Source organism: Sodalis sp. (in: enterobacteria), from assembly GCF_047607725.1.
Taxonomy (GTDB): Bacteria; Pseudomonadota; Gammaproteobacteria; order Enterobacterales; family Enterobacteriaceae; genus JBLKSS01.
In genome coordinates, this window is sequence record NZ_JBLKSS010000097.1 from 1 (window position 1) to 11,632 (window position 11,632).

General features: G+C 55.5%; 12 protein-coding genes and 3 pseudogenes. 10 read left to right on the plus strand and 5 right to left on the minus strand.

Annotation, left to right across the window (positions count from 1 at the left end; genetic code table 11):
- On the plus strand, positions 1-177 hold a 177-nt coding region (locus tag ACMX3H_RS09335; RefSeq protein WP_415210620.1), incomplete at its 5' end, for a transposase domain-containing protein.
- Between the two features lie 3 nt (positions 178-180).
- Here the strand turns inward: ACMX3H_RS09335 and ACMX3H_RS09340 are convergent.
- Positions 181-627, minus strand: a complete 447-nt coding sequence (locus tag ACMX3H_RS09340; protein WP_415210611.1) for a hypothetical protein — start codon at positions 625-627, stop codon at positions 181-183.
- 985 nt (positions 628-1,612) lie between these two features.
- Between ACMX3H_RS09340 and ACMX3H_RS09345 the strand changes: the two genes are divergently transcribed.
- Positions 1,613-1,786, plus strand: a complete 174-nt coding sequence (locus ACMX3H_RS09345) for a hypothetical protein (RefSeq protein WP_415210612.1) — start codon at positions 1,613-1,615, stop codon at positions 1,784-1,786.
- On the opposite strand, the gene ACMX3H_RS09350 is transcribed toward ACMX3H_RS09345, so the two are convergent.
- Positions 1,734-2,156, minus strand: a complete 423-nt coding sequence (locus ACMX3H_RS09350; protein WP_415210613.1) for a CoA-binding protein — start codon at positions 2,154-2,156, stop codon at positions 1,734-1,736. The genes ACMX3H_RS09345 and ACMX3H_RS09350 overlap by 53 nt on opposite strands.
- A gap of 178 nt (positions 2,157-2,334) precedes the next feature.
- On the opposite strand from ACMX3H_RS09350, the gene ACMX3H_RS09355 reads away from it, so the two are divergent.
- From ACMX3H_RS09355 to ACMX3H_RS09370, 4 genes and pseudogenes are all read left to right on the plus strand, one after another.
- Positions 2,335-2,556, plus strand: a complete 222-nt coding sequence (locus ACMX3H_RS09355; protein ID WP_415210614.1) for a DUF2057 family protein — start codon at positions 2,335-2,337, stop codon at positions 2,554-2,556.
- Positions 2,556-2,777, plus strand: a complete 222-nt coding sequence (locus ACMX3H_RS09360; protein WP_415210621.1) for a DUF2057 family protein — start codon at positions 2,556-2,558, stop codon at positions 2,775-2,777. The genes ACMX3H_RS09355 and ACMX3H_RS09360 overlap by 1 nt, the downstream gene beginning before the upstream one ends.
- A 91-nt stretch (positions 2,778-2,868) precedes the next feature.
- Positions 2,869-2,979: pseudogene (locus tag ACMX3H_RS09365) on the plus strand (DUF2057 family protein); the annotation flags it as partial.
- A 95-nt stretch (positions 2,980-3,074) separates the two neighbouring features.
- Positions 3,075-3,536, plus strand: coding sequence for a methylglyoxal synthase (locus ACMX3H_RS09370; protein WP_415210615.1), 462 nt, complete (start codon positions 3,075-3,077; stop codon positions 3,534-3,536).
- A 46-nt stretch (positions 3,537-3,582) separates the two neighbouring features.
- On the opposite strand, the gene helD is transcribed toward ACMX3H_RS09370, so the two are convergent.
- Both helD and ACMX3H_RS09380 read right to left on the minus strand, forming a co-directional pair.
- The gene (helD, locus tag ACMX3H_RS09375) at positions 3,583-5,151 is read right to left on the minus strand and encodes a DNA helicase IV (RefSeq protein WP_415210622.1); all 1,569 of its coding nucleotides are present in this window, start codon (positions 5,149-5,151) and stop codon (positions 3,583-3,585) included.
- A complete protein-coding gene (locus ACMX3H_RS09380; RefSeq protein ID WP_415210616.1) occupies positions 5,152-5,637 on the minus strand; it encodes a hypothetical protein in 486 nt (161 codons plus the stop codon).
- Between the two features lie 153 nt (positions 5,638-5,790).
- Here ACMX3H_RS09380 and ACMX3H_RS09385 point away from each other — a divergent pair.
- Together ACMX3H_RS09385 and yccS are read left to right on the plus strand one after the other, a co-directional pair.
- Positions 5,791-6,227: pseudogene (locus tag ACMX3H_RS09385) on the plus strand (YccF family protein).
- A gap of 18 nt (positions 6,228-6,245) precedes the next feature.
- Positions 6,246-8,362: pseudogene (yccS, locus tag ACMX3H_RS09390) on the plus strand (YccS family putative transporter).
- 18 nt (positions 8,363-8,380) lie between these two features.
- Here yccS and ACMX3H_RS09395 read toward each other — a convergent pair.
- Positions 8,381-8,980, minus strand: a complete 600-nt coding sequence (locus tag ACMX3H_RS09395) for a TfoX/Sxy family DNA transformation protein (protein ID WP_415210617.1) — start codon at positions 8,978-8,980, stop codon at positions 8,381-8,383.
- Between the two features lie 277 nt (positions 8,981-9,257).
- On the opposite strand from ACMX3H_RS09395, the gene sulA reads away from it, so the two are divergent.
- On the plus strand, positions 9,258-9,683 hold the full coding sequence (sulA, locus tag ACMX3H_RS09400; protein ID WP_415210618.1) for an SOS-induced cell division inhibitor SulA: 426 nt from the start codon (positions 9,258-9,260) through the stop codon (positions 9,681-9,683).
- A gap of 351 nt (positions 9,684-10,034) precedes the next feature.
- Complete coding sequence (gene ompA / locus ACMX3H_RS09405; protein ID WP_415210619.1) at positions 10,035-11,099, plus strand: porin OmpA; 1,065 nt, start codon at positions 10,035-10,037, stop codon at positions 11,097-11,099.
- Positions 11,100-11,632: the final 533 nt, after the last annotated feature.

The window sequence follows — 11,632 nt, forward strand, 5'->3', positions numbered from 1 at the left end:
GGTTCGGATAGCGGCGGCGACCGGGCGGCGCTGATGTATACGCTGATCGGCAGTTGCAAACTGAACGGCGTGGAGCCGGAAGCGTATCTGCGCCATGTGCTGGCGATTATCGCGGATCATCCCATCAACAAAATCAAAGAACTCCTGCCGTGGAACCTCACCATCCCTGCTGAATAACTGTCAATACGGCGCTGGGCGTACGCTTACTGAGCAGGCGAGTATCTCGGACTGAAACCGACCCACGGGAGGGAGTATTCCGGCCGCCAGACGTTGGCCGTCTCTGTCCAGATAGGTTGCCGCGCAGCGGGCTACAAGCCGTCCATAGCGCTGTCCGCGTTCGATTTCATCGCGCAAGCGCTGCGCACGCTCACAATCCTGGGTGCCGAAATACAGGGTATCGCAGCGGCCGCCGATACGGCTCAGAGCATAAAATATCCCGGCAATCACGGCGGCGACCAGCAGGCAGCTGAGCCAGAACGTCTCGCCGCGCACATGTTCACACCAAAGACACCAGCCACTGAGCGCCGAGAGAGCGAAGTACCCCGTCGCCTTAACGCCCCAACGTTTACTGCCGCGCCACCGTGGGCAGGCGTTTTCCTCTTTCTCTGGCGACCGATCAATTGACATAGCTTGCCCTGCCCCTAACGGTACCTGTCCCGCCGACATCACCGAGAGGGGCTACCCCCTTTGGCACCCTGCTAGTCAGTGCTAATCGCCAGGACAATAGCATGGTCGATCGGCATAAATGCGTTACCCACATAACTGTTCCTTTTAATTACTTTTTATTCATCCACCCTGGATCCTGGTCGGCATGTAAAAATAGAAACATACAATTCAAATATTATGCTGGATACCTATTACCGCTGATTTTCACCTTAGCATAGGCAGTTGCGTTTATATTAATGAAATAGCAACGGCTAAGTTAAAAAGTCTTTACCGACAGCGGGCTTATACGCGCCAGCATCCAACGTGGACGGCATCGCGCAACGTACCCTTGACAAGGGACAAGCTGGGCTCAACGGTCCGCCGGCGATAGAATAGGTGGACCGTAAAATTCGTAATTAATAATTAAATAAAACATAATAATAAATACATGTTTTATGTGATATTTTTATCAAAAATGACGCAGCGATATTAGCCCATTTACCCAGGGTTATCGCTTGCAATAATAGACCTTATTTCATAAAGTTACATCGCCGCGCAAAAACCCGTATAGTTATTACGCCTTTTTGTGAGTGTCGGACATTGACGGCAGCAGGCGTTAAGCTACAGTTGATTGAATTTGCCAATATTCATTGCGCCTAAGGGAGGGGGCACCATGAATGATTTTTTTTCCTTGTTTGAAAGGTAAGCGCCCCGTGGAGGGCGTCTTGAATTATTGATGGGTTTGTTGTATGAGACAGTAAACCTACGTTACACGCTTATGCTCATTGCATTTTCACATTGTATTGATTTTAATAACTTTTATTTCCATCCCGGTTTGAGTGATATGAAATTAGTGTTCTGAAGTTTGTGATAGTGTCCATTAAAATTTAAGTGGACACTATCATCGCCGGATTATCCATGATCTGACAGCCGTCCCTTATAGGATGCGAGTTCACTAGGCATCGTAGTGGAACATATTCTTACCTGGCCATACAACAAACCCACTAATAATTCAAGACGTCCTCCACGGGGCGCTTACGATCACGCTGACACTTGGCGCAATTCCGGTTTCCCGCCACCGGCAACGCTCAGTGGTCCAGCCCCAGTCGCGGGATTTCAATTTTCGGGCAGCGATCCATGACCACTTTCATTCCGACGTTCTTTGCCAGCACCGCCGCTTGCTCATTAATGATGCCCAACTGCAGCCACAACACGTCGGCATCAATGGCAATCGCTTCCTGCGTCAGGTCGTAAACCGTATCAGCGCGGCGAAAGACATCCACCATGTCGATTTTGGCAGGGATCTCCGCCAAATTGGCGTAAACGGTCTGTCCCAGAAGGGTTTTCCCTGCCAGGGCCGGGTTCACCGGGTTCACCGGGTAGACCTGATAGCCATGGGCCAATAAATAGGCCATGACGCCGTGGCTGGGTCGGGCCGGATTATCGCTGGCGCCCACCAGGGCGATGGTCTTCACGGTCTGCAGAATGTCGCTAATTTCAGCGTCTGTCATGGCGGTTCTCCGCGAAAAAAAGGTGTGTTAAGTGTACACCACCCGGTAAAAAACACCTTTCGTCAGTGGAAATAAATAATATCAAAATAAAAAGAAGCATGACTAATTCTACATAATTATTACTAGTATAATGGATATATAGTAAGTTATTATGTGTGCATTCTGATAAGGTGAGATAATGAATTTCCTGCGCGTCCTGGTCATGGAGTTATGCATCTTAACCGGGTTTCCAGTGATGGCGACCCCGCTGCAACTCCCTGAAGAACTTGAACTATTGATTGTCGATGGTAAAGCGCTGGGGAGTTCCCTGCTGCGCTGCGCCAGCAGCCTGGAGTTGGAGCAAGGCCACCATCAGCTTGTTTTTACCCTGTTAAACCCCTGGCCGAGGGTAAAACGGTGATGCCGCCGGCCTGCAGCTCCCCCTATATTATCATCGGCTTTGACACGGGCGAGGCGCGGCGGCTGAAATTTGTGCTGCCAAGGATGACAAGCCGCGCCGAAGGCGAACGTTTTTGCCATCAGCCGCTGATCGGCCTACAGGATCAAGACCAGAAACCGCTGTCGGTCAGCGTCAACCGGCTCGATGCGGACAAGAACGGTTTACTGGCCGCGTTGGAGTAATATAACCGCCTGCACGGGCAGGCGGCGCTGGCGCCCCGCCCGGCGCAATCCGCCGTCGGTCTATCCAGCATAGGTTCTTGCGAGCGCAGAGGCGGAGCAAATGCTGCGGTTCTGGTTTTTGCAGGCCGATTTGGCCAGCCGGGAGCGTTTTCTTGATTGGGTGCGCCAACGCCAGTCAGCCTCTGGCGATGAGACAAAATAAACGGCGCTTTTTTACCGATTTGCCGGTTTGTCTCTTTGCAGTGAAACAGAGTTTCAGTAGTCCATAGTCAGACCGTCTGACTTAAGGAACTGGACATGGAATCAACCACCCGCACCATTGCCGCGCGCAAACATATCGCGCTGGTGGCGCACGATCATTGTAAACAGTCTCTGCTCAATTGGGTGGAGACCAACAAAGCGCAACTTTCGGAACATGTGTTGTACGCAACCGGCACAACCGGCAATCTGGTGCAGCTTAAAACCGGTTTGCCGGTCAACAGCATGTTCAGCGGCCCGATGGGGGGTGATCAACAGGTGGGCGCTCTGATTTCCGAAGGCAAAATCGATATGATGATTTTCTTTTGGGATCCGCTAAATGCCGTTCCGCACGATCCGGATGTCAAAGCGCTGCTGCGTCTGGCGACGGTGTGGAATATCCCCGTGGCCACCAACCACTCTACCGCAGATTTTCTAATAAGCTCCACTCTTTTCCATCAGGACGTGGCGATCGCCATTCCCGATTATCAACGTTATCTGGCGGAGCGCCTGCCGTCTTAACGGAGCCCAATCCGTGCCAGGCGCGCAGTGATGCGACAGGCGCCGTTTAGGGTTTTTTCGCCCGCGGAACTCCCTGACTCAGCTGTTCCTCAATAAATGCCGACGGGTTCACCTTGTCCGTCAGCAGCCAGACCTGCTCTTTGGCGCGGGTAAGCGCCACGTACAGCAGGCGACGCTCTTTCGCGTTCGGGTAGTCTTCCGGTTGGGGAAGGAGAACCTGTTCGATAATCGATTCCCGCGCCAGGGCCGGAAAACCATCGCGTCCATCGTTGACGCCGACAATGATCACATACTCCGCCTGCTGCCCTTTACTGGCATGGATAGTCATAAAATCAATCGTCAGGTTGGGCCAGCGCGTCGCCGCTTTCGCCAGCAGCGCCGGACGCAGATGGTGATAACGTGCCAGCACCAGGATGCGTTGCGTCGGCGTGACGAAGCCGCTGAGTTTGTTTAAAAGCGCGTTAAGCTGATCTTCGGGCAGGATCAACACCGCTTTTTTGCCGCCGCGCGTCAGGCTGTTAAGCGGCTTTGCCAGTTGAAACGGATTTTGCTGCACAAACCGGTTTGCCACTTCGCCAATACGTTGATTAAAGCGGTAAGTAGTATCCAGAGCCAATGGTTCGCCGCCGCCAAAACTCGTGCTGAAGGTGGTGGTCAACGTCAGCTCCGGGCCGCTGAAGCGGTAGATCGCCTGCCAATCATCCCCGACGGCGAACAATGCGGTGGCGCTGTTTTGTTGGCACAGCGCGGTGATAAGCCTGGCGCGCTGGGGTGAGATATCCTGAAACTCATCCACCAGGATATGTTTCCACGGGCTCACGAAGCGGCCTTTTTGCAGAATATCCACCGCCTGATGGATAAGACCGTCAAAGTCCACCGCGCCCTCTTCTTTTAATGCTTGTTTCCAGGCTTTCAGCAGCGGCGCCAGCAGCCGGATGCGTTTTTGAAATTGCTCGCGCAGCTCATCGGGCGCCGCGTCTATCATCTCGGCCTGGCTGCCGCCGTGCGAACGCATCAGCCCGACCCAGCGTTCTAGCCGTCCCGCCAGGCGGTTAGCCAGTTTATCGTTTTGCCAGAAATCGCCGTCCGGCACTTCCCAGTCCAGTTCCTCGCCAATCCACTGCCGCCACCCTTTGGCTTGCGCCTTTTTTTCGCGGCACTGCTGCCGCCAATGCTCAATCAGCAGCTTACGCCGCGCGGCGCCGTCGCTTTCAAGCTGACTCACGGCCGGCGCCTTTTTGCTGCCTTGACGGATAATCATCAGCGCCAAGGCATGAAAGGTGCTTGCCTGAATCGTATCCGCGTCCAGCCGCTGCCGTAGGCGATCGTCCATTTCCCGCGCTGCCTGGCGGCCGAACGCCAGCAGCAAAATCTGATCCGGCGTCGCCAGATTACACCGCAGCAACCAGCCGGCGCGCGCCACCAGCAGCGAGGTTTTACCGCTACCGGCGCCGGCCAGCACCAGCAGCGACCGTTCGCCGTTTACCACCGCCCGGCTTTGGGCGAGATTAAGCGGCGAACTTTCCACCGAGCGAAAGAAATCCTCATGCTCTTGCAGCATACGCACCGTCCATTGCTGATTGCGCGCCGCCACCCGGTGCTCGCCCTCCTCCAGTCACTCCCAGCATTGACGCCAGGGTTCGCGGCAATCGTCAAATGCCTCCAGCCGGGCGACGGGCAGCGGCAGCGCGTCAACAGCCTGCAGGATCCCCGCTTGCAGCCGGGCCAGATCCTGCTGTAGCAGCCAGCTATCCTTATCGATAATCTGTTGGACTTTCGCCACTTGCTCGTTCAGCACCCCGGCGGCGATGGCGCTCATTTCCTCGCTCCAGGTCTGCCACGACTGCTGCAGGTAGCGGTAGAACCGCTGGGTTTCCTGCCATTCGGTGCCGTGCAGGCGCACGACTTTTTCTTCCGGCAGCTCAAACTCCAGCTCGCCCCACACGATGCCGCGGCGGCATTGAATCGCAAGGATTTGATTAAACGGGATCAGATAGTGATGTTTATCGCCGCTGACCTCGACGCCGGCATGCAATAGCCGCACGCGGTTATAGGGATGCTGTGCCAGACGTTTGCCGATTGAGGTGGATTTGAGTTCCATAAGCTTGCAAGGATTCCGGATGGCGATGATGTCTGTCTTTAGTGTACCCGCTTTAAGATGTCCTGCTCCAGCCAGAAAAACAGAGTAGAATTCGCAATAGGGATCAGAGACAATCGGCGCTAACGATTATCAGCCTTTAATACCCAGAGCGCTATGCGAACGCTACTCAATATCATCAATTTTATTTTTGGCGGTTTCTTGACCACCCTCGCCCGGCTACTGGCGCCGCACCTTAGTATCGTGATTATTATAAGTTGACTATTTACACGCGCCTGCTGGGAGATAACTAAATTGTCGCTGGTGCCGTTCGGCAACAGCGCGCTGCATGTGGATGAGCTTTATCCCGAACAGCGCAGCGGTTTTCTCAATACCGGCGGCACGCTGCTTAATGTTTTCTGGTCGGCTGGTGGTTGTGTCTGTCGCACATTCTGACGGGGATTGCCCAATGCTGCACGCTGATCGGCATCCCTCTTGGCATCGCCAATTTCAAGCTGGCGCTCATCGCGGTTTGGCCGGTGGGCCGCCGGGTGGTGCCGGTCGAAGAGGCAGACAGGCTACGGGCGGGTTTTCGCGGCCCGCATCATGGTTAAGCGGCGAGAGGACAGGACGTGCTGACATCCGCCCCCGGCTTGCGTCAGTGGGTATTTAACAGCCGCTGGCGTGATACCCTGAAAATTATCATCGCCCTTAGCGGGGCGGCTGGTGGCTGGGTTCGCCCACGTTGACGATTCCGTTGACCTTAGGCGTCGCCGCCGCGCTGGCGAGTCTGGATGACCGGCTCACCGGCCGTTTGCGCAATTTGCTGATAACGCTGGTAAGCTTTTTCATCGCCGCCGTTTCCATTGAGCTGCTATTTCCCTATCCGTGGCTGTTCGCCCTCGGCCTTGCCTGTTCAACCTGCGGTTTTATCTTGCTGGGCGCCCTTGGGCAGCGCTATGCCACCATCGCTTTTGGCGCTCTGCTGATTGCCGTGTATACCATGTTGGGCACCGCGATGTACCAAAGCTGGTATCTGCAGCTGCTGCTGCTGCTGGCAGGCGCTATTTGGTACAATGCGCTCACCCTGCTTGGCCACCTGATGTTTCCCATAAGCCCTTTGCAGGACGACCTGGCGAGCTGCTATCGGTCTCTGGCCCACTACCTCTCCGCCAAGGCCGGCTGTTTCGATCCCGACAGCGAGGAAAGCGACGATAGCATCCTGATAACGGTGGCGATGGCCAACGGCCAACTGGTGGAGGCGCTTAACCAAGTGAAGGCCACCTTGCTGACGCGCTTGCGCGGGGATCGCGGCCAGCGCAGCACCCGCCGCAGCCTGCATTACTATTTCGTCGCCCAGGATATCCATGAATGGGCCAGCTCAGCGCATGCGCGTTATCAGCAACTCCGCGAAGAGCTGCGTTTCAGCGATGTGCTGTTCCGTTTCCAGCGCCCGTTGGAAATGCAGACCCGCGCCTGCGAAAAACTTTCGCAATCCATTCTGCTGCGCCGTCGTTATCAGCACGATCCACGTTTCGAGCGCCTTTTTAGCCATTTTGACGGCGCCATCGCCCGCGCCGGTGCGGGGGCGCCCCTCGGCGCGCTGCATCCTTTGCTGAGCAACCTGCGCTCAATTGATGCCCAATTGGCCACCATTGAATCCGAGCAGGCCATCGCTCGGATGCCCACCGAGGATAACAGCCTGTCCGACGATAAACTTACCGGCTGGCTGGATATCCGCACCCGTCTGCGGCTGAATCTGACGCCGGAATCCGCCCTGTTCCGCCATGCGGTGCGTATGTCGCTGGTGTTGTGCGCCGGCTACGCTTTTATCCGTTTAAGCGGCATGCATTATGGCTATTGGATAATGCTGACCAGCCTGTTCGTCTGCCAGCCAAACTATCAGGCAACGCGACGGCGGCTGGCGCTGCGTATTATCGGCACCGTCGCCGGGGTATTGATTGGCCTGCCGGTGCTGTATTTTGTACCGTCTACCGAAGGTCAGCTGGTGCTTATTGTGTTGAGCGGCACGCTGTTTTTTGCCTTTCGCAATAGCCAATATGCCCAGGCCACCCTGTTTATCACCCTGCTGGTGATGCTCTGCTTCAACCTGGTCGGCCAGGGCTTTGAGGTCGCGCTACCGCGCCTGTTCGATACCCTAGTGGGCTGCGCCATCGCCTGGGCGGTGGTAAGTTTTATCTGGCCCGACTGGCGCTTTCGGCACCTGCCCGCCGTGGTGGAAAAAAGCTTGACCGCCAACTGCCGCTACCTGGATGCCATTTTGGTGCAATACCATCAAGGCAAAGATAACCGCCTCGACTATCGCGTGGCGCGCAGAGATGCTCACAACCGCGATGCGGAACTGGCGTCGGTAGTGTCGAATATGTCCGCCGAACGGCGCGCGGGCGGGGAGCTAATGGATCACGCCTTCCGCCTGCTGTGTCTGAGTCATACCTTTCTCAGTTATATTTCCACCCTCGGTGCTCACCGGGGGCTTATCGGCAACCCGGCGGTGCTGAACATCCTTAATGACGCTACCTGTTACGTAGATGATGCCCTGCATCATCAGAACGGCGATGCTTTTCAGGCGCGTCTCAGCCAGGAGCACGAAAACCTGCTGGCGCGTATCGCACGGCTGGAGCTGGAGCCGGGCGCCCGGGAACAGCTGGTGATGCAGCAGGTCGGCCTGTTGCTGGCGCTGCTCCCTGAATTGACCGGCCGCAGCCGATTGATAGCGCAGCAGAGTTAGCCTCCGCCCGAAGTGACATCAGGTATGGCGGCGATGCCACTCCATCAGTTCGTTACGCAAACACGGGGGCAGCGCCGCCAAATGCCGCCCCGCCAATGCCCCTTCCAGGGCCAATAGGACCTTGACGCTCAAATCCCGTTTGATGTTACGCAATTTCAGATAACTTGCTTTGGCGCCATGATTGCGCAGCGCATCCACATTTTGGATACCGGCTTTCCATAAAAGCCGCTCAATGCCCTGACCGATGTTGGGCAGGTCTTTCAGGCGCGGGTGAGCTGCCCGCGCCTGCCGTTCGCGGCGCGCCTCCTCCAGCGCTTGTCTCCCGAGTACTATCAGCGTTGCCGGCGCATCCCACAGCGTCTCCGGTAGATGATAATAGTTCAGCGTGACAGGGATGCAGCGCTTGGTGTAGATGAGTTTGCGCATCCCCAGTTCTCTATAGCGGTCTTCGTTGCCGCGAATACCGCGCAGCCAGCACTCTCCCTCAAGGATCAGCGCGAACATCACCCCTTCTGCCGCCACGCTGTAGCCCCAGAATTGAGAACGGGTCGTTATCTCCCCTAATGGAGAAAACAGCGTTTTTGCCTGTTGAATACGTAACTTATAGTTAGCGGTCATGCGTTTCTCCTGTCATTCCTTTAATTGCGTGGCGGGATCCCGCCACTGCTGCGTCACGTCCCGCAGGCTATCAACTTAATTCGCGCTACTTAAATACCTATTCACGGATCCGCGATGCCGATTGAATTTTTTGGTTGATTTTACCGCGCATCCAGGATACTGTGTTTTTATACAGTAACACAGGGGCAGACATCCAATCCAAACTCATCCTTTTGCCACACCCGTTACCGGCGCACGCCGCCGCCGAGCCGCCCAGCCTGAGGGTGTGAACGCGCCTTTGGCGCTGAGGGGAATCAGCGAAGTGGTTTATATCGAAGATCAGCCGGTGGTCGGACATATTCTGCTGCCGCTGCTGCGCCAGCTGGGTTTGCAATCCCGGTGGCTGCTGTGGCTGACATCGTCACGGCGGCTGAGCCGTCCCTGGCTCGCCCAGTCGGGCCTGCCGCTGCAAAAGGTGGTACAGCTGCGTCAGCCGTCAGCGTTCGATACCGTCGCGGCAATGGAAAAAGCCTTGCTCACCGGCAATTTCAGCGTCATTCTGGGGTGGTTTCCCGCTGAGCTGTCGGAAACGGATAAGCGTTGTTTGCAGAATGCCGCCCAGCAAGGCGGAACTTTCGGTTTCATCATGTATCCGCAAAATGGCTCGAATCGTCCTTCTGGACAGTTTTCAGGGTTAAAAATTTACTCAACTTTGTATCATTAAGTAAAATTAGGATTATTCTCAGGTCGACTGCCCGTCGACCCGAATGATCGCCTCCCAAACGGGGGGAATCCAAGTAGATATGCGGCTTCGCGACCATTTTTTTTCCTCGCCGCCGCGTTTTTTGGCCCTTTTTCCCCCTCGTCGTTGCCCTGAAACGCTGTTTTTTATTAGTGGCTTACTACATCTTACTTGTAAGTTTCCTACTTCGTTGTAGACTTTAATTCGCCGGGGTTGCTCTATAACGCTATTTTAATGGCGATGCACAGAGTCTGAGCACGAACGCCGGCAATGGATTTCTAAAATTAGCTTTAAAAGCTCATTGCCTATTTGGATGATAACGAGGCGTAAACAATGAAAAAGACAGCTATCGCACTTGCAGTGGCGCTGGCAGGTTTCGCAACCGTAGCGCAAGCCGCTCCGAAAGATGACACCTGGTACACTGGCGGCAAACTGGGCTGGTCCCAGTACCACGACACCGGTTTCTACGGTAACGGTTTCGACAACCGCATCGGCAACGGTCCTACCCGTGATGACCAGTTAGGCGCGGGTGCTTTCGTCGGCTATCAGGCGAACCAGTACCTTGGTTTCGAGCTGGGCTACGACTGGCTGGGCCGTATGGCGTACAAAGGCAGCGTGAACAACGGTGCTTTCAAAGCGCAGGGCATTTCCCTGGCCGCCAAGCTGAGCTACCCGCTGACCGACGACCTGGACATCTACACCCGTCTGGGCGGCATGGTATGGCGTGCTGATTCCAAAGGTGCTTACAACAACGGCAATGCAGGCCGCGTAAGTGACCACGATACCGGCGTTTCCCCGCTGGCCGCTGTGGGTCTGGAATATGCATGGACCAAAAACTGGGCTACCCGTCTGGACTACCAGTGGGTTAACAACATCGGTGATGCCGGTACCATCGGTACCCGTCCTGATAACTCTATGCTGAGCGTTGGCGTGTCCTACCGCTTTGGCCAGGACGAAGTGGCTGCCCCGGCTCCGGCTCCGGTTGTTCAGACCAAGCGCTTCACCCTGAAGTCTGACGTGCTGTTCAACTTCGACAAAGCCACGCTGAAACCGGAAGGTCAGCAAGCGCTGGATCAGCTGTACTCCCAGCTGAGCTCGATGGATCCGAAAGACGGCTCCGTTATCGTTCTGGGCTACACCGACCGTATCGGTTCCGACGCCTACAACCAGAAACTGTCTCAGGCGCGCGCGCAGAGCGTCGTAAGCTACCTGGTTTCCAAAGGTATCCCTTCCGACAAGATTTCCGCACGCGGTATGGGTAAATCCAACCCGGTTACTGGCAACACCTGTAACAGCGTGAAAGGCCGTGCCGTAGTCATCAGCTGCCTGGCCCCGGATCGTCGCGTAGAGATCGAAGTGAAAGGCATCAAAGACGTGGTAACCCAGCYGCAGGCTTAAGTTATCATGACGCTATAAACCCCGCTTCGGCGGGGTTTTTCATTTCAGGTTAACCCCCTTTGCATCGGCTGCGCAGACGCAGATTATTGCCCGTCAATGTTTTGCGGCTAAATTACGGCGGCGACGCGTAACCCGCATCTGGCACCCATCGGGCCGCTAACGTTTTCAATTCCCTCTAGAAGACCTCCCCTATGTGCTATCTTGGTTCATTACAGTCAATAGCACGCGTATCATCATTGCTAACGTCGTCGCCGTGTAGGGCCGCCGCTGCGTTTTCCGAATTTATTGACATGCCGCCGCTGGTCTGTGCCTCTCCAACTACAGATTCCGACGTATCCGATCATCTGTTCCGGCGACATCCGATCAGTTATTCCGATATTTTCCGATCACCCATTTCAGTGATATTCGATCACGTGTTCGCTCATCTTCTGACTCAGTTTTAGTCTATTTTTCCTGTGCTGGCTACTCCTTGCTCTTTGCGTAGTGATTCGCCTTTAAGTTCCAGTCGATAGCTGGGGTGTACTAGCCGATCG